Origin of the sequence: Amycolatopsis azurea DSM 43854, from assembly GCF_001995215.1 — a bacterium.
GTDB lineage: Bacteria > Actinomycetota > Actinomycetes > Mycobacteriales > Pseudonocardiaceae > Amycolatopsis > Amycolatopsis azurea.
The window spans coordinates 62765-89205 of record NZ_MUXN01000006.1 but is presented as its reverse complement, the minus strand read 5'-3'; the positions used below and the strand labels follow the sequence as shown (position 1 = coordinate 89205).

The following is a 26441-nucleotide window of genomic DNA, read 5'->3' as shown; positions in this document are numbered from 1 at the left end:
GTGGAAAGGCTGGAGGCCCGGAGTGAGTTTGGACGGCAAGACGGCCATCGTGACCGGGGCCGGCGCGGGACTCGGCCGGGCCGAGGCGCTGGCGCTGGCCGCGGCGGGAGCGTCGGTGGTGGTCAACGACGTGTCGGACGCCGCTCAGCTGGTGGCCGACGAGATCGAGGCCGAAGGCGGCAAGGCCGTCGCGGTCACCGGTGACGTGTCGGAGTCCGCGACCGCGGACGCGCTCCTCACCGCCGCCGTCGACCACTTCGGCGGGCTCCACGTCCTGGTCAACAACGCGGGCGTGCTGCGCGACCGGATGCTGTTCTCGATGTCCGACGAGGAATGGGACACGGTGCTCCGCGTCCACCTTCGCGGGCACTTCCTGCTTTCCCGCAACGCCGGGGCGTACTGGCGTGACAAGTCCAAAGTGGACGGCGCGCCGGTGTACGGCCGGGTGGTCAACACCGCGTCGGAGTCGTTCCTGCTCGGCGCCCCCGGCCAGCCGAACTACGGCGCGGCCAAGGCGGGTATCGCCGCGCTCACCGTCTCCACCGCGCGCGGCCTCTCCCGCTACGGCGTCCGCGCCAACGCGATCTGCCCGCGCGCCCGCACCGCGATGACCGAAGGGGTCTTCGGGGCCGACGCGCCGGAAGGGATCGACCCGCTTTCGGTCGACCACGTCGCGCCGTTCGTGTCCTTCCTCTGCTCGCCCGAGTCCGACCGCGTCAACGGTCAGGTCTTCCTCGTCTACGGCGGGATGGTCGCGCTCATGCGGCCGCCGTCGGTCGAGCAGCGGTTCGACACCGTCAACGGCACGTGGACCGCCGAAGAACTCGCGGGAAGCGTGGGCGGTTACTTCGCCGACCGCGACCCGGAACGCATGTTCTCCGCATCCGAAATCATGTCGCTGCCGTGAGGAGATGACGATGGGCAGGCTCGACGGCAAGGTAGCCCTGATCACCGGTGGCGCCCGCGGGCAGGGCGAGGCGGCCGCGCGGCTGTTCGTCGCCGAGGGCGCCCGCGTGGTGATCGCCGACATCAATGACCTAGACGGCAAGAAACTCGCCGCCGACCTCGGCGAGTCCGCCGTCTACCAGCATCTCGACGTCGGCGACGAGGACGGATGGGACGCCGCGATCCAGCGGACCCAGGCCGAGTTCGGCCCGCCGACGGTGCTGGTCAACAACGCGGGGATCCTGCACTTCTCGGAACTCGGGAAGACCACGCTCGCCGACTACGAACGCGTCATGCGGGTCAATCAGATCGGGGCGTTTCTCGGCATGCGTTCGGTCGTTGAACCGATGACCGGGGCCGGTGGCGGCTCCATCGTCAACGTGTCCTCTGTGGAAGGCCTCGCCGGGATGCCGTACCTCGTCGCCTACACCGCGAGCAAGTTCGCGATCCGCGGGATGACCAAGGTCGCCGCGCTCGAACTCGGCGCGAAGAACATCCGGGTCAATTCGGTCCATCCCGGCGCGATCGACACACCGATGGTCGCCGCTGCGGCCGGTGGGCAGAAGATCGACATGTCGTGGGTGGGCAAGAAGGTCGCCCTCGGCCGCGTCGGGCAGCCGGAGGACATCGCGAAACTCGTCCTGTTCCTGGCCAGTGACGACAGTTCCTACAGCACGGGCTCGGAATTCGTCGCCGACGGCGGCGCGACCGCCACGCACGCCCTCAAGATCTAGCGCGGAGGTGCCGAGAGCAAAGTGAACACCGCTAACGCAACGGTGCGTCAGCGGGTGGAGTAAGACTCGGGGCAGGCGACTGGGAGGTTCTGTGGGAGCGACGGTGTCCTTCCCCGGTACGGGTGCGCTCACACAGGTCGGCAGGCTCGCGACCCTGTCGTGGGAAGTCCTGCGCGCGATCTTCAAACGACCGTTCCAATTCCGCGAATGGATCCAGCAGTGCTGGTTCTTCGCCAGTGTCACCATCCTGCCGACGGCGCTGGTGGCGATCCCGTTCGGCGCGGTCATCGCGTTGCAGCTGGGTTCGCTGACGCAGCAGATCGGCGCGCAGTCGTTCACCGGCGCGGCGAGCGCGCTCGCGATCGTGCAGCAGGCGAGCCCGCTGATCACCGCGTTGCTGGTGGCCGGCGCGGGCGGCAGCGCGGTCTGCGCCGACATCGGCGCCCGCAAGATCCGCGAAGAGATCGACGCGATGGAGGTCCTCGGGGTCAACCCGATCCAGCGCCTGATCGTGCCGCGGGTGCTGGCGGCGATCGTGGTTTCGGTGCTGCTGAACGGTTTGGTCAGCGTCGTCGGGGTGCTCGGTGGTTATTTCTTCAACGTCGTCATGCAGGGCGGCACCCCGGGCGCGTACCTCGCCAGCTTCAACGCGCTCGCGCAGGTGCCGGACCTGTGGATCAGCGAGATCAAGGCGCTCCTCTACGGTTTCGTCGCCGGGGTGGTCGCGGCCTTCCGCGGGCTGAACCCGGCGGGCGGGCCGAAGGGCGTCGGCGACGCGGTGAACCAGGCCGTGGTCATCACGTTCCTGCTGCTGTTCCTGATCAACGTCGTGCTGACCGCGATCTACCTGCGGATAGTGCCGCCGAAGGCGATGTGACATGGCAGGCGAACCCGCGGTCTCGGACCGCACCCTCGAGATCATCGCGCGTCCCGGCGCGATGCTGGAAGGCTTCGGCGGCCAGCTGTCGTTCTACTTCCGGGCGCTGGCCTGGGCCCCGCGCACGATCCGGCGCTACGGCCGCGAGATCTTCCGCCTGCTGACCGAGGTCAGCTTCGGCACCGGCGCGCTCGCGGTCATCGGCGGGACGCTCGGCGTGATGATCGGGATGACGCTGTTCACCGGGCTCATCGTCGGCATGCAGGGCTACTCGGCGCTGAACCAGCTCGGCACCGCCGCGCTGACCGGGTTCATCTCGGCCTACTTCAACACCCGCGAGGTCGCGCCGCTTTCGGCCGGGCTCGCGCTTTCGGCCACCGTCGGCTGCGGGTTCACCGCGCAACTCGGCGCGATGAAGATCTCCGAGGAGATCGACGCGCTCGAAGTGATGGGCGTGCCGAGCCTGCCCTACCTCGTGACGACGCGGGTGATCGCGGGCGTCACCGCGGTCATCCCGCTCTACGCCGTCGGCCTGCTCTCGTCGTATCTCGCCTCGCGGCAGATCACCATCTGGCTCTACGGCCAGTCCGCGGGCACCTACGACCACTACTTCACGCTGTTCCTGCCGCCCGAGGACGTGCTCTGGTCGTTCCTCAAGGTGATCATCTTCAGCGTGCTCGTCATCCTTTCCCATTGCTACTACGGCTACACCGCCAGCGGTGGGCCCGCCGGGGTGGGGATCGCCGTCGGCCGCGCGGTGCGGACGTCGATCGTGCTGATCTCGGTACTCGACTTCTTCCTGAGCCTCGCGATCTGGGGCGCCACGACGACGGTGAGGATTTCCGGGTGAACAGGGGGATTCTGCTGCGGCGGCTCCGGCACCAGGTGCTGGGGCTGGTCTTCCTCGTGGTGGTCGTGTTGTTCTTCGTCACCACCATCGCCTTCTACCAGAAGGCCTTCACCTCGGTGACCCTGGTGAAACTGGAGACCGACCGCATCGGCAACCAGATGCGCGAGGGCGCGGACGTCAAGGTGCGCGGGGTGGTCGTCGGCGAGGTGCGGTCGATCCAGGCCCACGGCGACCACGCGACGATGGATCTGGCGCTGCAGCCGGACAAGACGTCGGCCATCCCGTCCAATGTGTCCGCGCGGCTGTTGCCGAAGACGTTGTTCGGTGAGCGGTATGTCGCTTTGCAGATCCCCGACAAGCCGGAACGGCATATCGGCGAGGGCGACGTCATCCCGCAGGACCGCAGCAGCAGCGCGATCGAGCTGGAAACCGTGCTCGGCGACGTGATGCCGTTGCTGCAGGCGGTCCAGCCGGAGAAGATGGCCAGCACGCTCAACGCCGTCGCGTCCGCTTTGGACGGTCAGGGCAAACAGCTCGGTTCGACGATGGCGGGGCTTTCGGACTACCTCGGGAAAGTGAACCCGTCGCTGCCCGACCTCAAGGCCGACATCTCCGGGCTGGCCGACGCCGCCAAGATCTACGACAAGGCCGCGCCGGACCTGCTGGCCGCGCTGTCGGATCTGACCACCACGAGCAAGACCCTCGTCGAGAGCCAGCGCGGCCTCGCCGACGTCTACTCGACCGTGACCGCCGCGTCGCTCGACCTGACGAGCTTCCTCAAAGTGAACCAGGACAACCTGATCCGTCTCACCACCAGCCTTCAGCCCACTTTGGACGTCCTCGCGAAGTACGCGCCGGAGTACCCGTGCCTGCTCAAGCAGCTCGCCGGTTCGGTGCCGCGCGCGGAACTCGCGTTCGGCAAGGGCACCGCGCATCCCGAGGTCAGCCGGGTGACCATCGAGTTCACGCCGAGCCGCGGCAAGTACCTGCCCGGCGTCGACGAGCCGAAGTACAACGACAAACGCGGCCCGCGGTGCTACCCGGAGGTGCCGCCGCCGGGACGCTGGCCGCAGTATCCGCCGGACGGTGCGATCGATGACGGATCGTCGAAGCCCGCGCCGCCGCGTGACCCGGACGGCACCCTGCCCGCCGGCGGGAGCGCCGGTGGGTCGGTGGTGAACACGCCGGACGAGCAGCGGTTGATCGACCTGCTCGTGTCGCCGGCGATGGGCACGACGCCGGACCAGGTGCCGAACTGGGGCAGCCTGCTGGTGGGGCCGCTGTACCGCGGGGCGGAGGTGGAACTCCGATGAGGACCACGTCAGCCGGGAGCGGGCTGAAGGGGCCCTTCACCGCATGCGACGCGGCGAAGGGAGCTTTCACCGCGTCGCATGCGGGGAAAGCGTCCTTCAGCCCCCGCCCCGCCGCAGGGAGGGCGGTCCGATGAGGTCCTTCGTCCCGGATCTGATCAAGATCCTCGTCTTCGCCGTGGTCACCGTGCTGCTCACCGCGATCCTCGGCGCCACCATCGCGAACACCAACTTCGGCGAGACCTCGGGCTACACGGCCAAGTTCACCGACGCGTCCGGGCTCAAGGAGGGCGACGACGTCCGCATCGTCGGCGTGAAGGTCGGGCAGGTCGGGAAGATCGAGGTCGAGGAGGGCGAGAAGAACTTCGCCCAGGTCCATTTCGACATCCAGACCACGCACCGGCTGCCGGCGTCGGTCACCGCGACCATCAAGTACCGCAACCTGGTCGGGCAGCGCTACCTCTCGCTCGGCACGGACATCGGGGACGAGAAGTCGTTGCCGCGCGGCGGGATCATCCCGCCCGAACGCACCAAACCGGCGCTGAACCTGACCGTCCTCTTCAACGGGTTCAAACCGCTCTTCCGCGCGCTGAACCCGGAGGACGTCAACAAGCTCTCCTACGAGATCATCCAGGTCTTCCAGGGCGAGGGCGGCACGATCACCAGCCTGCTCGCGCACACCGCGTCGGTGACGTCGGCCATCGCGGGCAAGGACAAGATCATCGGCGACGTCATCGCGAACCTCAACACCGTGCTCGGCACGGTCGAGAAGCGCTCGCCGCAGCTGGGCGAGCTGATCGACCAGACGCAGCGGCTGGTCACGGGCCTGGCCGAGCAGCGGCGGCCGATCGGGGACGCGGTCAAGGCGCTGGGCGACCTCACCGTCACCACGACGGGCCTGCTCGCCGACGCCCGGCCCGCGATCAAGGACGACGTCGCGCAACTCGGCGCGCTGTCGCAGAACCTCGGCGATTCGGAACAGCTGCTCGACCATCTCCTGCAGGTGCTGCCGGGCAACCTGCAGAAGTTCACCAGGACGCTGAGCTACGGCAGCTGGTTCAACTACTACCTGTGCGGGATCTCCGGCAGCATCGGCATCAAATCGCTCAACATCGAACTGCCGATCACGCCGCTGCCCGGCACGCAGCGACCGGAGAGGTGCGGGCCGTGAAGCCGCTCAAGGAACGCAACCAGGCCGTGGTCGGCGGAGTGGCGCTCATCCTGATCGTGCTGGTCACGATGACGACGTACTTCTCCGACCGGATCCCGCTCTTCGGCAGCGGGACGACGTACTCCGCGTACTTCGGCGAATCGGCCGGGCTGGCGCCGGACAACGAGGTCCAGGTCGCCGGGGTCAAGGTGGGCCAGGTCAGCTCGGTGGAGCTGGCGGGCAAGAAGGTGCTGGTGAAGTTCCGGGTCAAGGACGTCCGGGTCGGCGACGCCACCGCCGCGTCGATCGAGATCAAGACGCTGCTCGGCGAGAAGTTCCTCGCGCTGACGCCGAAAGGCAAGGGGAGCCAGGACCCGAACACCACGATCGGGCTCGACCGCACGCGGACGCCGTTCGAGCTGCAGGACGCGTTCCAGCAGCTGTCGGGCACGGTCGGCGAGATCGACACCGCGCAGCTCGCGTCGAGTTTCACCGTCCTCTCCGACGCGCTCAAAGACAGCCCCCAGTACCTGAAGGACGCGCTCGGCGGGCTTTCTTCCCTGTCCAAGACGGTCTCTTCCCGTGACGGTGACCTGAAGACGTTGCTGGCCAACACGAGCAAGGTGTCCAAGACACTGTCCGATCGCAACGCGCAGCTGAAACGGATCCTCGACGACGGCAATCTCCTGCTCGCCGAACTGCAGAACCGGAAGGACGCGATCAGCACGTTGCTCAAGGGCACGCAACAGGTTTCCGCGCAGCTGTCCGGGCTCGTCGCCGACAACCGGCAGCAGATGAAGCCGACGCTGGAGAAACTCGGCAAGGTCACCGACATCCTGCAGCGCAACCAGGGCAACCTCGATCGCAGCCTCGCGCTGATGGCGCCGTTCGCCCGCGTCGGCGCCAACGCGACCGGGAACGGGCGCTGGTTCGAGGGCTACCTGTGCGGCCTGCTGCCGCCGACGATCATCGCGGGCGCGTTCCAGGTCAACCCGGAGGGCTGCACCCCGCCGATCGCGGCGCCGAACCAGGGGGTGGGCGGACGATGACCGTCCACACGCGCACCGGGCGCACGCTCTACACGTGGGTCGCGTTCGCCTGCGTCCTCGTGCTGATCGTGACCGCCGGTCTCTGGCTGGTGTTCTCCGAATCGGGCGGGACGCGGATCAGCGCCTACTTCGGCAAGACCGTCGGGCTCTACGCGGGTTCGTCGGTCCGGGTGCTCGGGGTGAAGGTCGGCGAGATCACCGGGGTCACGCCGCAGGGCGAGGCGGTCCGGGTCGACATGCGGATCGACGACGGCACCCCGATCCCGGCCGACGCGGGTGCCGTCGTCGTCGCGCCGAGCCTGGTGAGCGACCGGTACGTCCAGCTGACCCCGGCCTACGAGAGCGGCCCGGAAATGGCCACGGACACGGTGATCGCCAAGGAGAAGACGGCGACACCGGCCGAACTCGACGACCTCTACACGAGCCTCGACAAGCTCTCGACCAGCCTGGGACCCAACGGCGCCAACAAGAACGGCGCGCTGTCCGACGTACTCGACACGGCGGCGGCGAACCTCGACGGCAACGGGAAGAACCTCAACACCACGGTCACCCGGCTGTCCGAACTGGCCAAGACCCTGGACAGCTCCAAAGGCGATCTGTTCACCACGATCCAGAACCTGAACTCCTTCACCGGCGCGCTGGCCGAAAGCGACAAGCAGCTCAACGAGTTCTACCGCCGGGCCGCGGACGTGAGCGGGTTCCTCGCCGCGGACTCCGGCGACGTGGGCGCCGCGCTGAACTCGCTGGCGACGGCCATGGGCGACGTCGAGAAGTTCGTCGCGGAGAACAAGGACCTGCTCTCGTCCAATGTGGACAAACTGGCCGGGCTGACCAAGGTGCTCGTGGACCAGCGGGCCTCGCTCGCCGAGGTGATCGACATCGCGCCGACCGGGGCGACCAACTTCATCAACTCCTACGACGCGGCGTCCGGGACGATCGCGGTGCGGGACAACCTGAACGAGCTCACGCATCCGCCGATCCTGACCGTGTGCCGCCTGATCAGCGCGAGCACGCCGAAGCCGATCCCGGACGCGCTCGGCAGCATCTGCAAGCAGCTGGCGCCGGTCCTCGACGGCACGCTGAAACTCCCGTCGATCCCGCAGGTGCTGGCCTCGCTGCAGAGCGGCGAACTGCCGCCGTTGCCGCTCCCGCTGATCGACGTCATGGCCAAGGGACTCCCGAAATGAGGCGGCAGCGGCAGAAGATCGCGGGGGTGATGGCGGGCGTCCTGGTGCTCGCCGGATGCAGCGACGGTGGTTTTTCCGGGCTGTACAACACTCCCTTGCCGGGCGGCGCCGATCTCGGCGACCATCCGTACCGGATCTCCGCGCAGTTCTCCGACGTCCTCGACCTCGTGCCGCAGGCGAGTGTGAAGGTCAACGACGTCCCGGTCGGCCGGGTCGAGAACATCGACCTGGCGCCGGACACGCGTTCGGCGTGGGTGAACATGGTCGTCAACGGCGACATCGCGCTGCCCGCGAACGCGCTCGCCGAACTCCGCCAGTCGAGCCTGCTGGGGGAGAAGTTCGTCGACCTGCACGCTCCCGAAAAGCCGCAAGGAACGCTCGCCGAGGGCGCGAAGATCCCGCTGGACCGCACGAACCGCAACCCCGAGGTCGAAGAGGTCCTCGGCGCGCTTTCCCTGCTGCTCAACGGCGGCGGGGTCGAGCAGATCCAGAAGATCAGCCACGAACTGAACGAAGCGCTCACCGGCAACGAGGCCGAGGTCCGCGGGCTGCTGTCCCAAGTGGACAAGCTGGCCACCGAACTCGACGGGCACAAGGGCGAGATCCTGCGCGCCATCGACGGCATCGACAAGCTGTCCAAGACCCTGGTCGGCCAGACGCAGAACATCACGAACGCGCTCGACAACCTCTCGCCGGGGCTCAAGGTCGTGACCGAGCAACGCGATCAGCTCGTCGGCATGCTCCAGTCGCTGAACACGCTGTCCGGGGTCGCGACCGAGACGATCAACGCCAGCAAGGACTCGCTGGTGGCGAACCTCCGCGCGTTGCAGCCGACGCTGAAGAAACTGACCGAGGCGGGCCAGGACCTGCCGACCGCGCTGCGAATCCTGCTCACCTACCCGTTCCCGGACTACGCGGGCAACGTGATCAAGGGCGACTACGCGAACGTGGAAGCCAAGATCGACCTGAACCTGGACACCTTCCTGGAGAACATGAACAACTCGTCGCAGCCGATCATCCAGCTGCCGGGGACCCAGGGCACCGGCACACCCGGCGCGATCCCGTTCAACAACGGCACCGCGCCGCCGGTGCTGCCGCTGCCCAGCGGCGACCTCCCTCAGGCGCCGCAGGCACCCCAGTCGTCCCAGGGTGACGTGCTGGGCGGTGTGCTCGGCGGGATCCTCGGGCCGATACTGGGAGGTGGCCGGTGATCACGCGCAAGACCAGGATCCAGATGGCGGTGTTCCTCGTCATCGCGGTGGTTTCGGTCGTCTACGCGGGCGGCAAGTACGCCGGGCTGGACCGGCTCTTCGGCACCCGCGGCTATCTCGTCACCGCGCAGCTCGCGGACTCCGGCGGGATCTTCGTCAACGCCGAGGTCTCCTACCGCGGCGTCGCGGTCGGCAAGGTCTCGTCGATGACGCTCACCGAGCACGGCGTCGACCTCGGGCTCGACATCGATTCGGGCGCCCCGAAGATCCCCGCGGACACGAAGGCCGCGGTCGCGAACCGGTCGGCGGTGGGGGAGCAGTACGTCGATCTGCTGCCCATGCACGAAAACGGGCCGTACCTGGCCGAAGGTTCCGTCATCAAGCGGGACAAGACGTCGATCCCGCTCGGGCCGGACACCGTGCTGTCCAATTTGGACAAACTGGTGTCGAGCGTGAAGCCGGAATCGCTGAAGACCGTGGTCGACGAGACCTACGAGGCGTTCGCGAACGCCGGCCCGGATCTGCGGCAGCTGCTGGACAGCACCGGCTCGCTCACCGCGACCGCGACCCAGTACCTGCCCGACACCCAGGGCCTGCTGGCGAACTCGCGGACGGTGCTGGACACCCAGCGCCGTCAGGCGGACAACATCACCCAGTTCTCCAGTGGGCTCAAGACCATCGCCGCGCAGCTGAAGTCGTCCGACCCGGATCTGCGGCGCGTGATCGACGAGGCGCCCAAGCTGAGCCGCCAGATCAGCGACGTCCTCGCGGTTTCGGGGACCGACCTCGGGGTGCTGTTCGCGAACGCGCTCACCACCGCGCAGATCACCTCCGCCCGCACCGACGCGATCGAGGAACTCCTCGTCGCGTACCCGATCATCTCGGCGTTCTCCCGGTCGACGTCGCCGGACGGCACCGGTCACCTCGGCGTCGTGTTCAACTTCTTCGACCCGGTCTCGTGCACGAAGGGCTACGAGGGCACGAAACAGCGTCCCGCCAACGACACCACCGAGGCGCCGGTGAACACGCAGGCGTACTGCGCCGAGCCGCCGGGAAGCCCCACCGGCGTGCGAGGCTCGCAGAACGCCCCGTACGCCGGGAAGCCGCCCGCGGTCCCGGAGAAGCCGAAGCAGACCCCTCAGGCGGCGGAATCCGCCCAGCTGCCGGGTGTGCTGAACCTGCTCACCGGATCCGTGCCGGGCGGGCTGGGCGCGTTGCTGGGCGGTAAGTAGTGCTCACTCGTGCCCTGACCGTCGTCGCCGCGCTGGCCGTTCTCGCGTCGGCCTGGTTCGGCTGGTCGTGGTGGAGCGCCGCCCGGGACGACGGCCTGGCCAGGGGCCGGGAACGCGAGGCCGTCCTCACCGCGGCCTCCGGACAGCTCGAAGTGCTCAACACGATCGACTACCGCAGTGGGGCCAAGGACGTCGACCGCTGGCTCGGTGTCACCACGGGACGGCTCGGCAAGGACCTCACCGGGGACCGGCAGATCCAGATCGACCGCGCGAACACGAGCAAGACCATCGCGACGGCCAAGCTCAAGCAGGCCGCCGTCACCGAACTCGACGCCACCGCCGGTACGGCGCGGCTGATGGCCGTGCTGGACGTGAAGGTCAGCACCGGCGGCGGCTCGGCCGCGCCCAAGGTGAGCAGGCTGACCGTCGACTACCAGCGCGTCGAGGACGGCTGGAAGGTCAGCGCGGTACAGGCGGCGGGCTCGTGACCGGGCGCACCCCGCGGCTCCTGATCGCGATCATCGCGCTGGCCACCGGCTGCGCGGTGTGGTTCGGCCTCCAGGCGTCCTCGCTGGGCTCGGACGGCAACGCGGCGCTGGTGGACCAGGCCGCCACGGCCGAGGTCGCCGACCAGGTCGGCGCCGGGGTGAAGGCCGTCTTCTCCTACGACTACAGCAACCTCGCCCGGACCGAGCGCGCCGCGGCCGACGTGCTGACCGGCGAGGCGACCGGGCAGTACCGGGACCAGTTCGCCTCGGCGCGGAAACGGGCCGAAGAGCAGAAGCTGGTGCGCACGACCACGGTCCGCTCGCTCGGCGTCCGGTCCCTGCGAGGCGACCAGGCCGAAGTGCTGCTGTTCCTCGACCAGCAGACGATCGCCGCCGGGGGAGGCACCCCGCAGTCGACGGTCTCCCAGCTTTCGGTCACCGCGCGGCGCGTCGACGGCCGGTGGAGGATCTCGCAGCTGACCGCGCTCTGATCAGGAGACGCGTTTCATGTTCGCCGCGGTGATCGTCCCGCCGGAAACGGTGTAGGAACCGGAAAAGACGCGCATCGAACCGTCGGTCTGCCGTGCCGAGAGATCGACGTAAACGGTGTTCCCGCTCGTGCTTCGCACGGTGAGCGCCGCCCACGAAGTCGTCGCGTATCCGTTGCTCCAGGAGGCATAAGTTCCCCCTTTCGCCAGTCGCTGGCCCCCGAGATTCCACGCGGTCAGGAAATCACGCCGGTTGATCGCGTCGTAGAAGGCGATCACCGTTTGTGCCACCGGAACCGCCGGTGCGGGATAGACCGTCTGCGTCGCGGGCGGCGCGACATAAACCGTCTGCGGCGGCGGCGCCACCGCCGGTGGCTGGATCACGATCGTGTTCGGCGGCGCGGCCACCGCGACGGCCGGAGTCGCCGTTCCCTGATTCGGGACCGCGCACGCGGCCAAGGCGCCCGCGACCATGAGTGTCACCGCCGCCCACTTCTTCGTTTCCATTTCTCTCCCCTTTTCCTCGTGATACCGAGAATGCGGGAAAGCGCTATGGCGTCACTAGGGGACAAGGCCTCGTTACGAATGCTGAAAAACGCGCCGGAACCGTTACCCGATCTTGCGCACGGGGCCGAGGGCCACCCTCGTCTCACGCCGATCCGCCGCCGGGTTTAGCGTTAGGCATGACCACTGCACCTGTCGATGTCGAGAGCGCCCGCCGCGACTACGCGGCCCTCGTCGACCGTGGCCTCTCCCTGGACATCACCCGCGGCAAGCCGTCACCCCGCCAGCTGGACCTCGCCGACGGGCTGCTCGCCCTCCCCGGAGACGTGCGCAAGGCCGAGGACGGCACGGACGTCCGCAACTACGGCGGCCTCAAGGGCCTGCCCGAGCTTCGCCGCATCTTCGCCGGACCGCTCCAGGTCCCGGCCGAGCAGCTGCTGGCCGCGGGCAACTCCAGCCTGGAGCTCATGCACGACTCGATCGTGCAGGCCTTCCTCAGCAAGCTCCCCGGCGCCGAGCGCCGCTGGGCCGACGAGGCGACCGTCAAGTTCCTGTGCCCGGTGCCCGGCTACGACCGCCACTTCGCGCTGGCCGAGCGCTTCGGCATCGAGCTGATCCAGGTCCCCCTCACCGAGACCGGCCCGGACATGGACGTCGTCGAGCGTCTCGTCGCCGAGGACGCCGCGGTCAAGGGCATCTGGTGCGTGCCGAAGTACAGCAACCCGACCGGCGTCACCTACAGCGACGACACCGTGCGCCGCCTGGCGGCGATGACCACGGCCGCCCCGGACTTCCGGATCTTCTGGGACAACGCCTACGCCGTGCACCACCTCACCGACGTCGAGGCGCCGCTGGCGGACCTGTTCGCGCTGGCAGGCGAGGCGGGCAACGCCGACCGCGTGTTCGTCTTCGGCTCCACCTCGAAGGTGACCTACGCCGGTGGCGGTGTCGGCTTCTTCGGCGCGTCCGAGGCCAACCTGGCCTGGTGGACCGGCCTCATCGGCAAGCGGACCATCGGCCCGGACAAGGTCAACCAGCTCCGTCACGCGCAGTTCCTGCGCGACGAGGACGGCGTCCGCGAGCACATGCGCAAGCACGCCGAGCTCATCGGGCCGAAGTTCGCGGCCGTCGACGAGATCCTGACCAAGGAACTGGGCGAATCGGGCCTCGCGTCCTGGACCAAGCCGACCGGCGGGTACTTCATCTCGCTGACCGTGCCGTCCGGGACCGCCAAGGAGGTCGTGCGGCTGGCCAAGGAGGCGGGCATCGCCCTGACCCCGGCCGGCGCGACGCACCCCTACGGCGACGACCCCGAGGACGCCGTCATCCGCATCGCGCCGACGTACCCCGAACTGGCCGAGGTCGAAGAGGCCATCCGCGGCCTGGTCGTCTGCGTCCGCCTTGCGGCGGCGACGAAGAAATAAGTTCGAGGTCCAGGCAGAGGGGATGTTGCGAAAGCCACTTTCGCAACCTTCAATGTTGCGGAAGTGGCTTTCGCGACGTGACCCGCCGGGGTACCGCTCTGGCGGGTGCGCGTGATCGAGGGGACGGCGCGTGTGATCAGACGGACGACACGCGTGACTGGACGGACGACACGCGCACAGCCGGGGTGGCCCTGTCCCGAAATAAGTTCGAGATCTTCTCCAATCCGGGCCACGAGTGGTTCCGAACGTCCGAGTGGGTGGGTGTGCACCGCAAAGACGAGAGGAACCACTCGTGTTCGGAAAGCCCTTTGTTCGCACCCTGATATCGCGCAGTGCGGAGAACCGCACGGACCGCCGCCGGTTCCTGAAGGCCGCCGGCGCGGCGGGCCTCGGCGTCGTCGGCGCCACGTACCTCGGGGTGCAGGCCACTTCGTCCGCCTCGGCGACGGGTGAGGCCGCTGCCGCTCCCAGCGACGCGGCCGTGCTCAATTTCGCGCTCAACCTGGAGTATCTCGAAGCCGAGTTCTACTCCTTCGCCGTCTACGGTCACGGGCTGCCGGACGACCTCACCGGCGGCGTCGGCACCCAGGGCGGGGTGGCAGGCGGCAAGAAGGTGATGTTCCACGACAAGGCGCTGCACCAGTTCGCGAAGGAGATCGCGGGCGACGAGGTCGCGCACGTCAAGTTCCTGCGCGGCGCGCTCGGCGAGGCCGCGGTGTCACGGCCCCAGATCGACCTCAAGGACAGCTTCACCGCCGCCGCGAAGGCGGCCGGGCTGATCAGCGGATACCAGCAGTTCGACCCGTTCGCCAACGAGAAGAACTTCCTGCTCGCGGCGTTCCTGTTCGAGGACGTCGGGGTGACGGCGTACAAGGGCGCCGCCCCGCTGATCACCAACAAGACGTTCCTGGACGCGGCCGCCGGGATCCTGGCCGCGGAGGCCTATCACGCCGCCACCATCCGGACGTCGCTGTTCGACCGGGACCTCGGTGACGCGGCGGCCAAGATCTCCAACGCCCGCGACGCCCTCGACGGGCCCGGTGACGACGACCAGGGCATCCTTCTCGGCAACCAGGCGAACATCGTGCCGACCGACAACAACGGTGTCTGCTTCGGCCGCGGCGCGGACAGGGTGCTCAACGTCGTCTACCTGAACCCGGGCCCGGTGAAGGAAGGCGGGTTCTTCCCCAAGGGGGTCAACGGCGACATCGTCGCCAGCGGCGGCGCGTGATTTCCCCCTCTGTCGTGTCGCCGTCCCCGGGGTACCGTCAGGAGCCGGTGACACGACAGGGGGTTCGCGGTGAAGGCAGTGATCATCGGCGGAGGTATCGCCGGGACGGTGACCGCGATGGCGTTGCGGCGGGCCGGGATCGAGGCGAGCATCCACGAGGCGTACCCCTCCGGCGGTGAGGACGCGGGCGCGTTCCTGACGATCATGCACAACGGCATGGACGCCCTGCGCGCGATCGGCGCCGAGGGGCCGGTGGTCGAGAACTCCTTCGCCGCCGACGGGCTGGAACTCGTCACACCGGACGGGAAGACGGTCGACCGGCGCGCTTTCGACATCGATGGTCTCGCCGGGCCTCGTACCCTGACGCGCGCGGTGCTTTATCGCGCGCTGCAAGAGGAATCGATCTCGCGCGGGATCACCTTCGAGCGCGGGAAGCGGCTGGTGTCCGCGTCGCCGGGGGTCGCTCGCTTCGAGGACGGGACGGCCGCCGAGGGCGACATCTTGATCGGCGCCGACGGCCTGCGGTCGGTCGTCCGGAACATCATCGACCCGTCGTGCCCGCCGCCGCGCTCGACGGGCCTCGACGTCGTCTACGGCTACACGACCGACACGAGCGTCCCGCAGGCGCCGTCGCTCTACCGGATGATCCAGAGCCTGCACGCCTCCTTCGGCTACACGAGCGCCCCCGACGGCTCGACGTACTGGTTCGCGCGGCTGCCCGCGGCCGAAGGGACGCGGTCGGGCCTGACCCCGGCTGAATGGCGCACGGCGGCTTTCGTCGTGTTCGACGGGGAACCGTTGCCCGCGGCGGAAATCATCCAGTCCACAGGGGACGAGGTCTTCGGCGGTCACTCCTACGACGTCCCCTCGACGCCGGTGTGGTCCACCGAGTCGATGGTGCTCGTGGGCGACGCGGCGCACGCGGCCTCGCCCGCCGCCGGGCAGGGCGCGTCGATGGCGCTGGAGGACGGTGTGGTGCTGGCCCAGTGCCTGCGGGATCTTCCTGACGCGCCAACGGCTTTCGCGGCCTACGAACGGCTGCGGCGGGCGCGGGTCGAGAGGCTGGTGGAGAGCAGCGCGGCCGTGCGGCCGGGAACGAAGTCCGACAAGGACCGGAACTGGCTGTACCGGCACCACATCGACTGGGACGTGACGATCACCCGCACTTAGTCAACTGCTCGCGGTGCCGCCACTTCCGCCTAGGTACGTGAAGGCCCCCTTCCTGTACCTAGGCGCAAGGAAGGGGGCCTTCATGTACTGACGCGCTACTTCTTGTACAGGGCTTCGATGTCGTTCGCGTAGTTCTTGTTCACGATGTTGCGCTTCAGCTTCAGGCTCGGCGTGATCTCCCCGCCCGCCTCGGTGAAGTCCTTCGACAGGATCGTGAACTTCTTGATCGCCTCGGCCTGCGACACCGCGCTGTTGGCCTGGTCGACCGCTTCCTGGATCTCGGCGCGCAGTTCGGCGTCGTCGGCCAGATCGGACACGGAGGCGCCGGAAGGTTTGCCGTGCTGGGACTTCCACGACGGGAAGTACTCCTCGTCGATGGTGATCAGCGCGCCGATGAACGGCCGCTGGTCGCCGACGACCATCGCCTGGCTGACCAGCGGGCTGGCCTTGATGGTGTCTTCGAGCCCGGACGGCGCGACGTTCTTGCCGCCCGCGGTGACGATGATCTCCTTCTTGCGCCCGGTGATCTTGAGGAACCCGTCGTTGTCCAGCTCGCCGAGGTCGCCGGTGTGGAACCAGCCGTCCTCCAGCGCTTCGGCGGTCGCCTCGGCGTTGTTGAAGTAGCCGCCGAACACTACGTCGCCCTTGAGCAGGATCTCACCGTCGTCGGCGATCCGGACCGAGGTGCCGGCGACCGGCCGCCCCACGGTGCCGACGCGGAAGCCGTCCTGGGTGCCGACGCAGGCCGCCGCGGACGTCTCGGTCAGGCCGTAGCCCTCGAACACCGGGACGCCGATGCCGCGGAAGAAGTGCGCGAGCCGCACGCCGAGCGGGGCACCGCCGGACACCGCGGCGACGCACCGGCCGCCCAGCGCCGCGCGCAGCTTGCTGAACACGAGTTTGTCGAACAGCGCGTGCTTGACCTTGAGGCCCAGCCCGGCGCCGCCGGTGTCCTGTGCCTGGCTGTAGGCGACGGCGGTGGCTTCGGCGGCGTCGAAGATCTTGCCCTTGCCGTCGCCGTGCGCCTTCTGCTTCGCGCTGTTGTAGACCTTCTCGAACACGCGTGGCACGGCGACGACGAACGTCGGCCGGAAGGTGCCGAGGTCGGCGACGAGGTTCTTGACGTCCGAGGTGTGCCCGAGGGTCACCCGCGCGCTGAGCGCGGTCACCGCGATGGCGCGGGCGAGGACGTGCGCGAGCGGCAGGAACACCAGCAGCGAGTTGCCCTGCTCCATCAGCTGCGGGAACGCGGCGATGTCGGCGCGGATCTCGGAAAGGAGGTTCCGGTGGGTCAGCTCGACGCCCTTGGGGCGGCCGGTCGTGCCCGAGGTGTACACGATCGTGGCGAGGTCGCCGGCCTTCACCGAGCGGCGGCGCTCGTGCAGATCGTCGTCGCTCAGCTCGGCGCCCTGCGCGGTGAGGTGGTCGACGGCGGGCTTGTCCGCGGCCTCGATCTGCCAGGTGTGCTCGAGCGAGTCGAGGCGTCCCTTGACGGATTCCAGCGTCGCGAGGTGTTCGTCGGTCTCGACGAACACGCCCTTCGCCGCCGAGTCCGAAAGGATCCAGTGGACCTGCTCGGCCGACGAGGTGTCGTAGATCGGGACGGTGACCGCGCCGGCGGCCCAGATCGCGAAGTCGATCAGGGTCCATTCGTAGCGGGTCTTGGACATGAGCCCGATCCGGTCACCCGGTGCGATGCCCGCCTGGGCCATTCCCTTGGCCACGGCCAGCACCTGGGCGGCGAAATCCTTGGCGGTGACGTCCAACCAGGTTCCGTCGACCTGGCGGCGGAAACTCACGACATCGGAGAACCGCTCGGCGTTCGCCCAGACGACGTCCGCGAGGTTCTCGTCGTCGGTCACCGGATTGGCGGCGGGGGCGCTGTATTCGCGCACGAGGAACCTCCGTGTTCGCGTGCAAAGTGGTGTGACCGGTGTTACCCGCCAGTCAACTTAGCGTGCCGTGCACCTTAAGACCATGCTGACGAATCGGCCATACCGAGGGCATGACATTCTGCCGCTTGTGAACCAGGCGCCGCCAGCTCTCGACATCGTTGACGAGACCTTCCTCGTGGTCCCGCCCTCCACCGTGGCCGCCGCTTTCGCCGATCCGCGATCTTGGTCACGTTATTGGCCGGACCTCGTTCTCGAGGTCTACACCGACCGCGGCGACGAGGGATTGCGCTGGACCGTGCGCGGCGCGTTGATCGGTACCATGGAGGTCTGGCTCGAGCCGGTGCTCGACGGCACTCTGCTGCATTACTTCCTGCGTGCCACTCCCGCCGGTCCGGACGGGGAGCCGCGTGCGCTCCAGGCCCGGGACCTGCGGCGGGAGTTCGATCGCCGCGCCCGTGCCGCCAAGGCGATCGCACTCGGGCTCAAAGAAGTCCTGGAAGACGGGCGCGAACCCGGAGTAGGGCCGCGCGGCGACTAGGCACGGGGAACACAGGGGAGAACATGCGGGTTCACGTGGTGTCGGACGTGCACGGAAACGCCGACGCGCTCAAACGCGCGGGCGACGGCGCCGACGCGCTGATCGTGCTGGGCGACCTGCTGGACTTCGTCGACTACCGCGAGCACGACAAGGGCATCATGGGCGCGCTCTTCGGCGCCGAGAAGGTCGGCGAGTTCGCACGGCTGCGGCGTGAGGGCACTCGTGATGAGACCGTTGCCTTCTCGCGATCGTTGTGGGCCACTTTGGCCGATCCGGCCGCCGCCGTCGGCGAGGCCATCCAGGACCAGTACTCGGTCCTGTTCGGTGCCCTGACCGCGCCGACGTTCGCGACCCCCGGCAACGTCGACGACCCCTCGCTGTGGCCCGAGTTCGCTGGCGACGGCATCTCCGTCCTCGACGGCGGTGTGGCCGAGTTCGGCGGGTTGCGCTTCGGGTTCATCGGCGGCGCGCTGCTCCCGCCGAACGTGGTCCCGCGCCGCAACGGCTTCTGGCGGCCGTACCTGCGCACCCGCGAGGAGTACGACGTCGCCGTCGGCGGGCTGGAGAACATCGACGTCCTGTGCACCCACATCCCGCCCGCCATCCCGGAACTGACCTACGACGTGGTCGCGCGGCGGTCCGAGATCGGGTCGGCGGCGCTGGTGGACCTCATCCGCGAACAGCGGCCGCGCTGGTCGGTCTTCGGGCACGTCCACCAGCCGCTGTCCGCGCGGACGAGGGTCGGCAGGACCGAATGCCGTAACGTCGGTCACTTCAAAGAGACGGCACAGCCGTACGTGCTGCGCTGGTGACCGCAAGTCCCAGCTAGGCTTCACCTCATGGCCGAGCAGTCCACGCAATCCATCGAGGTCGACGCCGAGCCCGAGCGGGTCATGGCCGTCATCGCCGACTTTCCCGCGTACCCGGAATGGGCCAAGGCCGTCCGGGAGACCGAAGTGCTCGGCGAGGACGGCGACGGCCGCGCCAAGCAGGTGAAACTCACCCTCGACGCCGGGCCGATCAAGGACGTCTACACCCTCGAGTACGACTGGGACACCGACGGCAAGGGCGTCAGCTGGCACCTGGTCAAGGGCCAGATGCAGAAGGCCCAGAACGGTCGTTACGCCCTCGAAGCGCTGGGCGCCGGCCGCACCAAGGTGACGTATACGCTGTCCGTCGAGCTGGCGCTGCCGATGATCGGACTGCTGCGCCGCAAGGCCGAGAAGATGGTCATGGACACCGCGCTCAAGGAGCTCAAAAAGCGCGCTGAAGCATCCTGAGTCGAAGGGTAGGCATGCGGATCCTGCTGTTCACCGGCAAGGGGGGTGTCGGCAAGACCACGCTGGCCGCGGCGACGGCCGCGGCCCTGGCCGGGCGGGGCAGGAAGACACTGGTCGTCTCGACCGACCCGGCGCATTCCCTCGGTGACGCCTTCGGCCGCGCGCTCGGCGCCGAACCGTCCGAAGTGGACGACCTGCTGCACGCCGTCCAGATCGACACCCGCGGCCTGGTCGACAGCACCTGGCGCGAACTCCGGCAGGAACTCCAGGCCGCGCTCGCGGGCGCGGGTCTCGACTCGCTCGACGCCGAAGAACTCACCGTGGTGCCCGGCGTCGACGAACTCCTCGCCCTCACCGAGGTCCAGCGTCTCGCCGAGCACGGTCCCTGGGAGACGGTCGTCGTCGACTGCGGGCCGACCGCGGAAACCCTGCGGCTGCTGGCTTTGCCCGAAGCCGTCTCGGGCTACCTGTCGCGGATGTTCAAACCGGGCGCCCGCAGGACGGCGTCCGCGGTGCGACGGCTCGGCGCGCACCTGGAGTCCCTGCGCACCCTGCTGACCGATCCGGCCACCACGACCGTACGGCTCGTCCTGACGCCGGAACGCGTCGTCGTCGCGGAAGCCCGGCGCACGCTCAGTTCCTTGGCCCTGCGCGGAATCCTGGTCGACGGCCTGATCGTCAACCGGCTGATGCCCGCGCCCGGGTTCTGGCGCGGCGCCGCGGCCTCGTGGATGCGGACCCGGCGCACGCAGCAGAACACCGTCCTCGCCGAACTCGGCGACGCGGGCTTCGGGCCGGGCCAGGTGAAACCCGTCGAGCACCGCGCCGTCGAGCCCGTCGGCCTGGAGGCTTTGCAGGAAATCGCGTACGAGCTCTACCAGGGGCTGGATCCCCTGGCAGGCAACGAAAAAGGTGTCACCCCGCTCTTGCAGGTGTCCGAATCGGACGGTGGCTACCAGCTGCGGATCGCGGTGCCGTTGCACCGCGATTCCGAAGTGGACCTGGCCAGAGTGGACGATGATCTCGCCGTCACCGTGGACGGTTTCCGGCGGCTGATCGCGCTGCCGGAGATGTTGCGCCCGTGCCGGATCACCGGTGCGGAATCCGACGCGCACGGCCTGGTCGTGAGCCTGGCCGGGAACCGGGGACCCGGGTGAGCGAGAACAGTGAACGAACGCGGGACGACGGCCTGAAACTGGCCGAAGAGATCCGGCTGCTGGTCGAACTGGTCGTCGAGCACGCCGCGCCGTGGCTGGAGGGCCTGATCTCCGCCGGGCACGGCTGTACCGGACATGACGACACCGGACACGACGCGGCAGGCGGCTGGTGCCCGCTCTGCGCGATCGTCGGGGTCTTCCGCGGGGAACGGCCCGAGTTCGTGGCCCGGCTCATGGAGCAGGCCGCGCAGCTCGTCGCGCTGTTGCGGGCGGTACTGGCCGATCGCTGGGAACCCGAGGGCGGGGTGCACATGCCGGGGTTCCAGCCTGCGCGGAAGGAGCCCGCGCGGGAAGATGCGCCGGTGGGAGCTTCGCGGGTCCAGCACATCACGGTGACCAGGCGCGACGCTTGGCAGCCGGACCGGGAGAACTGAGTTGCTGACGATAGGGGTGGACGTCGGGGGCACGAGTGTGCGCGCCGGCGTGGTGGACGAGCACGGCTCGCTGATGGACACCGCCAGGGTGGGAACCCCCGGCGAGGAGGACGCGCTCGAAGACGCCATCGCCGGGGTCGTCGAAGACCTCCGCAACCGGCACGACGTGTCCGGTGTCGGGCTGGCGGTCGCCGGTTTCGTCGCCAAGGACCGGCGGACGGTGATGTTCGCGCCGCATCTGTCCTGGCGGGCCGCGCCGGTCGCCGAACGCATCGAGAAGCGGGTCGGCCTGCCGGTGACCCTGGAACACGACGTGAACGCCGCCGCGGTCGGCGAGTACCGCTTCGGGGCCGCTCGCGGCGCCCATGTCGCCGCGCTGATCGCGCTCGGCACCGGGATCGGCGCGGGCCTGCTGCTCGACGGCAAGATCTACCGGGGCGCCTTCGGTGTCGCACCGGAACTCGGGCATCTGACCGTCGTACCCGGCGGGCGGCCCTGCCCGTGCGGGAAGTACGGCTGCTGGGAGCGGTACTGCAGCGGGACGGCACTGGCCGCGACGGCGGTGGAGCTGCTCGCGCGGCATCCCGGCCGCTCGACCGTGCTGGCCAGGGAGACCAGGGGAGACCCGGGTTCGGTGACCGGGCGCCGGGTGGCGGGCGCCGCCCGCGACGGCGACCCGATCGCCCAGCGCGCGATGACCGAGCTGGCGAAGTGGCTGGCCGAGGGGCTGGCGCTGGTCGCCGACGTCTTCGACCCCGAGATCATCGTGATCGGCGGTGGCGTGTCCGAATCCGCCCCGCTGTTCCTCGACGAGGCACGCGAACGCTACGCGGACAAGATCACCGGCGCAGGACACCGTCCGCTGGCTCGGATCCGGGCCGCGCACCACGGCGACGATTCGGCCATCGTGGGTGCCGCGGCGCTCGCCGTCGACGCGGCGAAGGCTCCCGGAGCCGAGGTCGGTGTGACAGGCTGAAGCCGTGACCCGGGAGGACGGCAACGGCTTCGTGAAGTGCGACTTCGGGCATCTTCACTGGGGTTTGAACGGCGCCGCCGGGTTGCTGCTGTCCGATCCCGCGCGCGGTGTCCTGCTGCAACGCCGGGCCTGGTGGGTCCATCATGGACGCACCTGGGCGCTGCCAGGGGGAGCCGTCGAGGCGGGGGAGAGCGCGCGTGAGGCCGCCACCCGCGAGGCGCACGAAGAGGCCGACATCCCGCCCGCCCGGGTCCGTCCGCTGTCGGCGTCGCACGTCGACCACGGGAACTGGCGCTACACCACGATCCTGGCCGTGCCGATCGGCCCGCTCGCGGCCAGGGTGAAGAACGCGGAGAGCGCCGAACTGCGCTGGGTCCACGCGGGACGGGTCGCGGACCTCCGGTTGCACCGGGACTTCGCGGTGGCGTGGCCGGGATTGAGGGAACACTTGGATCGCAGGCTGATACTGGTGGTCGACGGCGCGAACGTCGTCGGGTCGCGGCCGGACGGCTGGTGGCGTGACCGGCGCGGCGCCGCGGAACGGTTGCGGGACAAGCTCGCGACGCTGGCCGAGGCCGGGCTCGCCGATCCGGCGCTCCCCGGCGGCGACGGATGGTCGTGGTGGCCGAAGATCGTGCTGGTCGTCGAGGGCAAGGCGCGGGGAGTCGAGCCGGTGCCCGGCGTCGAGGTCGTCGAGGCGGAGGGGGAAGGCGACGACAAGATCGTCGCCGTCGCCCTGACCGCTCGCGAAACCGGCCCGGACGACCACGTCGTCGTGGTGACGGCCGATCGCGAACTGCGGTCCCGCGTCGAGGCCGTGGGTGCTTCCGCCTTCGGCCCCGGCACCCTCCTGGGCCACCTCGGCTAGGCGCGCGGGATCGTCCCTTCCCTCATCTCCGAGATGAGCGAAGCGACGACGGCGCGCAGGCTGCCGTTGTAGTGCTTCGCCACCGCCCGCTGACGCAGGTAGCTGGGCCCGTACTGCAGGATCGTCTCCACCGACCGCAGTTCGTCGGCGCAGTCCAGGCGCCGGGCCACCGGTTCGAGCCGGTCCAGCAGGTCGTAGGTGTCGTCGGTGACGAGCCGCTCGTTGCCCGCCGCGTCGAGGATGACGATCGCGTCGATGCCGTAGCGCGCCGCCCGCCACTTGTTCTCCTGGACGTGCCACGGCGGCAGCGTCGGAAGGATCTCGCCGTCGTCGAGGCGGCTGCTGAAGTCGTCGACCAGGCATTGGGTCAGCGCGGAGATCGCGCCGACCTCCTCCAGCGTCGGCAGCCCGTCGCAGACGCGCATCTCGACCGTCCCGAAATGCGGGGCTGGCCGGACGTCCCAGCGGATCTCGGAGAAGTGGTCGATCACGCCCGTGGTGAACATGTCGTCGACGTAGCTCTCCAGCTCCTCCCACTTCCGGAACTGGAAGGGCAGCCCGGCCGTCGGCAGCTGCTGGAACATCAGCGCCCGGTTCGACGCGTATCCGGTGTCCTCCGCGCCCCAGTACGGCGAGGACGCCGAAAGCGCTTGCAGGTGCGGCGCGTAGTTGAGCAGGGCGTCCAGGATCGGCAGGGCCTTGTCCCGGTGGTCGAGGCCGACGTGCACGTGGACGCCGTAGATCAGCATCTGCCGTCCCCACCACTGGGTCCGGTCGATGAGCTTGGCGTACCGCTCCTTGTCGGTGACCTTCTGCTGGTACCACGTCGAGAACGGATGGGACCCGGCCGAGAACAGCTCCACGCCCAGCGGGTCGAGCACCGAGTGGACGACGTCGAGCGAGGTGTTCAGATCGGCCTTGACCTCGGCGATCGTGTCGCAGATCCCGCTGATCACCTCGATGGTGTTGAGCAGCAGCTCCTGCTTGATCTTCGGATGCTCCTCCTCGCCGTCGGGGCGGACGGCGTCGAGCACCTTTTCCGCGACGGACGAGAGTTCACCGGTCCGCCGGTCGACGAGGGCGAGCTCCCATTCCGCGCCGACCGTCGAACGGCGCGAAGGAGTGAAGTCGATCTTCATGGTCGGAATTGTCCGGCAGTTCAGACCTGGGCGCCGTTGTGCGGATCCGCACCGGGCGGCGGCCCCTGGCGCACCCGCAGCAGGAGCAGCGCTATCGCGGTCGCGAGGGCGAGGATGCCGAGCGGCGTGCCGAGCCGGGTGCCCATGCCGATCAGGGTGGGCGCGATCAGGAGCAGCAGGCCGAGCAAGAAGAACAGCAGGACGATGAACGCGCCCTTGCGCGGACGCGGCAGGGGAGGCGGTTCGGGCGGCACGAAGTGGCCCTCGTCGTCGCCCGACGCCGGGTCGTCCTCGAAGAGGGTCTTGTCCCAGCTGGTGCCGCCGCCTCGCCAGCCCGGATCGGGTTCGGCTTCCGGAGCCTCGGGGCGCGGTGCCTTCTCCGATGAGGTTTCAGCCGTTTCGGCCTTCTCCGCCTTCTCCGCGGATTTCCCGGCGGGCTTCTCCAGGTCCTCATCGGGGAACAGCCCGACACCCTCCGCACGGAGGTCGGCCACGATCTCGGCGAACGTCGCGTCGACGTCCTCCGGCCCGTCCTTGCCTCTGCTCATCCGGCGTCCACCTGTCCCGCCCGGCGCACGGACCGGGCGAAGTCCACCGTACGCGTGAAGATCAGGCCTGCGTCGTTGTCTTGGGTGGCGACGTGGAAACTGTTCTCCAGCACCACCTCCGTGACGTCGTCGCTGCCGATCCCATCGAGGATCACCTGGGAGTTGACCGGCTCCACGATGTGGTCGACGGCCGAGTGCAGCAGGAGCACGGGCTGGGTCACCTTGGCCAGATCGGCGCGGGTGAGTTTCCACAGCTTCGCCAGGCTCGCCGCCGCGCGCACGGGCGTCCGCGAATAGGCCAGCTCCTTCTCGCCCGGCTTCGCGATGTCGTTGGCCACGCCCGGCACCGACGGCAGGATCCGCGACAGGACGGGCAGCAGTTTGGCGTCCCAGCGCAGCGTCAGGACGGACGGGTTCACCAGCACGATCCCGGCGATCCGGTCGCCGAACTCCTCGGCGAGCCGCAGCGTCAGTGTCCCGCCCATCGACATCCCGGCGACGAACACCGAGTCGCAGGTCGAGAAGAGCGCCAGCAGCTCCTCGCGGACCGTGCCGTACCAGTCCTCCCAGCCTGTCCGGTTCATGTCCTGCCACCGGGTCCCGTGTCCGGGGAGCAGCGGGCAGCGCACCGTGTAACCGGCCTCGGCCAGGTGGTCGCCCCACGGCCGCATACTCGCGGGGGTGCCGGTGAACCCGTGGCACAGCAGGAACCCTGCTTCGGTCGAACCGGTGTGAGCGAACGGTTCCGCGCCGGCGAGGACGGCCATGCGATCGCCTTCCGTGAGAGCTGGGTAGGTCTACTATGTTCGCACGACCGGAGCGGCTTGTGGGCCCCCGGCCACCGGCGGAATCGCGCCGGATCGGGTGTGAGATCCGTCGCTGGGTGCGGGTAACCGGGTGGACTTCGTTGTGCCGGGGGTGCGCGGTTCGTAGTCTTGACCATCGGGCACAGGGGTTGAGCTGCTAGGAGGAGTTTTCGCAGTGCTGTACTGGCTCATGAAACACGTGTTTATCGGGCCACTGCTCAAGGCGCTGTGGCCCACCAAAGTCGTCGGCGCGGAGAACATCCCCGACGACGGTGGCGTGATCCTCGCGGGCAATCACCTGGCGGTGGCGGACTCCTTCTTCATGCCGCTGCGGGTCAGGCGCAAGGTGACCTTCCCGGCCAAATCGGAGTATTTCACCGAGAAGGGCATCAAGGGCCGACTGAAGAAGTGGTTCTTCACCGGCGTCGGCCAGATCCCGATCGACCGCTCCGGCGGCAACGCGGCGCAGGCCGCGCTCGACACGGCGACCCGGCTGGTCCGCGAAGGACACCTCCTCGGCATCTACCCCGAGGGCACCCGCTCCCCGGACGGCCGCCTGTACAAGGGCAAGACCGGCGTCGCGCGGATCGCGCTCGAGTCCGGCGGCCTCGTCGTCCCGGTCGCCATGGTCGGGACCGACAAGGTCAATCCGATCGGCTCGAAGATGTGGTGGCCGCGCCGCCTGGAGATCCGCTTCGGCAAGCCGCTCGACTTCTCGCGCTACGAGGGCCTCGCCGGTGACCGCTTCATCGAGCGGTCCATCACCGACGAGATCATGTACGCGCTCATGGAGCTTTCCGGTCAGGAATACGTCGACATCTACGCCGCCAAGGCGAAGGAACTGCTCGCCGCCGACGAGGCGGGGCTCCGCCCGAAGGTGCCCGCGCAGCCGTCCGCCCAGGACGTCGCCCGTATCCCGGACACCAAGGTCGGCTGAGGGCCCACTAGGG

28 protein-coding genes are annotated in these 26441 nt (G+C 68.9%); 23 read left to right on the top strand and 5 right to left on the bottom strand.

Annotated features, from left to right (window positions below; genetic code table 11):
• Positions 1 to 22: 22 nt before the first annotated feature.
• The 12 genes from B0293_RS10015 to B0293_RS09960 all read left to right on the top strand — a co-directional run bounded on the left by B0293_RS10015 (position 23) and on the right by B0293_RS09960 (position 11524).
• Positions 23 to 907: a 3-oxoacyl-ACP reductase gene (locus B0293_RS10015; protein ID WP_005164608.1), complete on the top strand. Its 885-nt coding sequence runs from the start codon at positions 23 to 25 to the stop codon at positions 905 to 907.
• Between the two features lie 10 nt (positions 908 to 917).
• Complete coding sequence (locus B0293_RS10010) at positions 918 to 1679, top strand: glucose 1-dehydrogenase (protein ID WP_005164607.1); 762 nt, start codon at positions 918 to 920, stop codon at positions 1677 to 1679.
• A 91-nt stretch (positions 1680 to 1770) separates the two neighbouring features.
• The gene (locus B0293_RS10005) at positions 1771 to 2556 is read left to right on the top strand and encodes an MlaE family ABC transporter permease (protein ID WP_005164606.1); all 786 of its coding nucleotides are present in this window, start codon (positions 1771 to 1773) and stop codon (positions 2554 to 2556) included.
• A gap of 1 nt (position 2557) precedes the next feature.
• Positions 2558 to 3406: an MlaE family ABC transporter permease gene (locus tag B0293_RS10000; RefSeq protein ID WP_005164605.1), complete on the top strand. Its 849-nt coding sequence runs from the start codon at positions 2558 to 2560 to the stop codon at positions 3404 to 3406.
• Positions 3403 to 4719 carry an MCE family protein gene (locus B0293_RS09995; protein ID WP_005164604.1) on the top strand — a complete coding sequence of 439 codons (1317 nt, stop codon included), beginning with the start codon at positions 3403 to 3405 and terminating at the stop codon, positions 4717 to 4719. The genes B0293_RS10000 and B0293_RS09995 overlap by 4 nt, the downstream gene beginning before the upstream one ends.
• 130 nt (positions 4720 to 4849) lie before the next feature.
• Positions 4850 to 5887 (top strand): MCE family protein, encoded by a 1038-nt coding sequence (locus tag B0293_RS09990; RefSeq protein WP_005164603.1) that lies wholly within the window; start codon positions 4850 to 4852, stop codon positions 5885 to 5887.
• Positions 5884 to 6915 carry an MCE family protein gene (locus tag B0293_RS09985; protein ID WP_005164602.1) on the top strand — a complete coding sequence of 344 codons (1032 nt, stop codon included), beginning with the start codon at positions 5884 to 5886 and terminating at the stop codon, positions 6913 to 6915. Before B0293_RS09990 ends, B0293_RS09985 begins: the two co-directional genes overlap by 4 nt.
• Positions 6912 to 8102 carry an MCE family protein gene (locus B0293_RS09980; protein WP_005164601.1) on the top strand — a complete coding sequence of 397 codons (1191 nt, stop codon included), beginning with the start codon at positions 6912 to 6914 and terminating at the stop codon, positions 8100 to 8102. The genes B0293_RS09985 and B0293_RS09980 overlap by 4 nt, the downstream gene beginning before the upstream one ends.
• Positions 8099 to 9313 carry an MCE family protein gene (locus B0293_RS09975; protein ID WP_005164600.1) on the top strand — a complete coding sequence of 405 codons (1215 nt, stop codon included), beginning with the start codon at positions 8099 to 8101 and terminating at the stop codon, positions 9311 to 9313. The genes B0293_RS09980 and B0293_RS09975 overlap by 4 nt, the downstream gene beginning before the upstream one ends.
• The gene (locus tag B0293_RS09970; RefSeq protein ID WP_005164599.1) at positions 9310 to 10545 is read left to right on the top strand and encodes an MCE family protein; all 1236 of its coding nucleotides are present in this window, start codon (positions 9310 to 9312) and stop codon (positions 10543 to 10545) included. Before B0293_RS09975 ends, B0293_RS09970 begins: the two co-directional genes overlap by 4 nt.
• Positions 10545 to 11033: a hypothetical protein gene (locus B0293_RS09965; protein WP_005164597.1), complete on the top strand. Its 489-nt coding sequence runs from the start codon at positions 10545 to 10547 to the stop codon at positions 11031 to 11033. Before B0293_RS09970 ends, B0293_RS09965 begins: the two co-directional genes overlap by 1 nt.
• Positions 11030 to 11524: a hypothetical protein gene (locus B0293_RS09960; protein ID WP_005164596.1), complete on the top strand. Its 495-nt coding sequence runs from the start codon at positions 11030 to 11032 to the stop codon at positions 11522 to 11524. The genes B0293_RS09965 and B0293_RS09960 overlap by 4 nt, the downstream gene beginning before the upstream one ends.
• Here B0293_RS09960 and B0293_RS09955 read toward each other — a convergent pair whose 3' ends face one another.
• Positions 11525 to 12028 carry a hypothetical protein gene (locus tag B0293_RS09955; RefSeq protein WP_005164594.1) on the bottom strand — a complete coding sequence of 168 codons (504 nt, stop codon included), beginning with the start codon at positions 12026 to 12028 and terminating at the stop codon, positions 11525 to 11527.
• Positions 12029 to 12204: 176 nt separating this feature from the next.
• Here B0293_RS09955 and B0293_RS09950 point away from each other — a divergent pair, with 176 nt between their 5' ends.
• The 3 genes from B0293_RS09950 to B0293_RS09940 all read left to right on the top strand — a co-directional run bounded on the left by B0293_RS09950 (position 12205) and on the right by B0293_RS09940 (position 15850).
• Complete coding sequence (locus B0293_RS09950; RefSeq protein WP_005164592.1) at positions 12205 to 13449, top strand: aminotransferase class I/II-fold pyridoxal phosphate-dependent enzyme; 1245 nt, start codon at positions 12205 to 12207, stop codon at positions 13447 to 13449.
• A 292-nt stretch (positions 13450 to 13741) separates the two neighbouring features.
• Positions 13742 to 14680 carry a ferritin-like domain-containing protein gene (locus tag B0293_RS09945; protein ID WP_005164588.1) on the top strand — a complete coding sequence of 313 codons (939 nt, stop codon included), beginning with the start codon at positions 13742 to 13744 and terminating at the stop codon, positions 14678 to 14680.
• A gap of 69 nt (positions 14681 to 14749) precedes the next feature.
• The gene (locus B0293_RS09940; RefSeq protein ID WP_039919274.1) at positions 14750 to 15850 is read left to right on the top strand and encodes an FAD-dependent oxidoreductase; all 1101 of its coding nucleotides are present in this window, start codon (positions 14750 to 14752) and stop codon (positions 15848 to 15850) included.
• Positions 15851 to 15945: 95 nt separating this feature from the next.
• Here the strand turns inward: B0293_RS09940 and B0293_RS09935 are convergent, their stop codons facing one another.
• Positions 15946 to 17745 carry an AMP-dependent synthetase/ligase gene (locus tag B0293_RS09935; RefSeq protein ID WP_005164584.1) on the bottom strand — a complete coding sequence of 600 codons (1800 nt, stop codon included), beginning with the start codon at positions 17743 to 17745 and terminating at the stop codon, positions 15946 to 15948.
• Positions 17746 to 17872: 127 nt separating this feature from the next.
• On the opposite strand from B0293_RS09935, the gene B0293_RS09930 reads away from it, so the two are divergent.
• Genes B0293_RS09930 through B0293_RS09900 form a run of 7 tightly spaced genes read left to right on the top strand, consistent with a single transcriptional unit; the run spans position 17873 to position 22998 of the window.
• A complete protein-coding gene (locus tag B0293_RS09930; protein ID WP_005164582.1) occupies positions 17873 to 18283 on the top strand; it encodes a hypothetical protein in 411 nt (136 codons plus the stop codon).
• Between the two features lie 23 nt (positions 18284 to 18306).
• On the top strand, positions 18307 to 19095 hold the full coding sequence (locus B0293_RS09925; RefSeq protein ID WP_005164579.1) for a metallophosphoesterase family protein: 789 nt from the start codon (positions 18307 to 18309) through the stop codon (positions 19093 to 19095).
• A 27-nt stretch (positions 19096 to 19122) separates the two neighbouring features.
• Entirely contained in the window at positions 19123 to 19563 is a 441-nt protein-coding gene (locus tag B0293_RS09920) for an SRPBCC family protein (RefSeq protein WP_005164577.1), read from the top strand.
• 14 nt (positions 19564 to 19577) lie between these two features.
• Positions 19578 to 20720, top strand: coding sequence for an ArsA family ATPase (locus tag B0293_RS09915; protein WP_005164575.1), 1143 nt, complete (start codon positions 19578 to 19580; stop codon positions 20718 to 20720).
• A complete protein-coding gene (locus B0293_RS09910) occupies positions 20717 to 21154 on the top strand; it encodes a hypothetical protein (protein WP_005164573.1) in 438 nt (145 codons plus the stop codon). The genes B0293_RS09915 and B0293_RS09910 overlap by 4 nt, the downstream gene beginning before the upstream one ends.
• Positions 21155 to 21170: 16 nt before the next feature.
• A complete protein-coding gene (locus tag B0293_RS09905) occupies positions 21171 to 22130 on the top strand; it encodes an ROK family protein (RefSeq protein WP_005164571.1) in 960 nt (319 codons plus the stop codon).
• Between the two features lie 4 nt (positions 22131 to 22134).
• On the top strand, positions 22135 to 22998 hold the full coding sequence (locus tag B0293_RS09900) for an NUDIX domain-containing protein (protein WP_005164569.1): 864 nt from the start codon (positions 22135 to 22137) through the stop codon (positions 22996 to 22998).
• On the opposite strand, the gene B0293_RS09895 is transcribed toward B0293_RS09900, so the two are convergent.
• The 3 genes from B0293_RS09895 to B0293_RS09885 are packed head-to-tail and all read right to left on the bottom strand — an operon-like array spanning position 22995 to position 25452.
• Positions 22995 to 24137: a glutamate--cysteine ligase gene (locus B0293_RS09895; protein WP_005164567.1), complete on the bottom strand. Its 1143-nt coding sequence runs from the start codon at positions 24135 to 24137 to the stop codon at positions 22995 to 22997. The two genes, B0293_RS09900 and B0293_RS09895, sit on opposite strands and share 4 nt — an antisense overlap.
• Positions 24138 to 24157: 20 nt before the next feature.
• On the bottom strand, positions 24158 to 24685 hold the full coding sequence (locus B0293_RS09890; RefSeq protein ID WP_005164565.1) for a hypothetical protein: 528 nt from the start codon (positions 24683 to 24685) through the stop codon (positions 24158 to 24160).
• Positions 24682 to 25452 carry an alpha/beta hydrolase gene (locus B0293_RS09885; protein ID WP_005164563.1) on the bottom strand — a complete coding sequence of 257 codons (771 nt, stop codon included), beginning with the start codon at positions 25450 to 25452 and terminating at the stop codon, positions 24682 to 24684. Before B0293_RS09885 ends, B0293_RS09890 begins: the two co-directional genes overlap by 4 nt.
• A gap of 214 nt (positions 25453 to 25666) precedes the next feature.
• Between B0293_RS09885 and B0293_RS09880 the strand changes: the two genes are divergently transcribed.
• Complete coding sequence (locus tag B0293_RS09880) at positions 25667 to 26428, top strand: lysophospholipid acyltransferase family protein (RefSeq protein WP_005164561.1); 762 nt, start codon at positions 25667 to 25669, stop codon at positions 26426 to 26428.
• Positions 26429 to 26441: the final 13 nt, after the last annotated feature.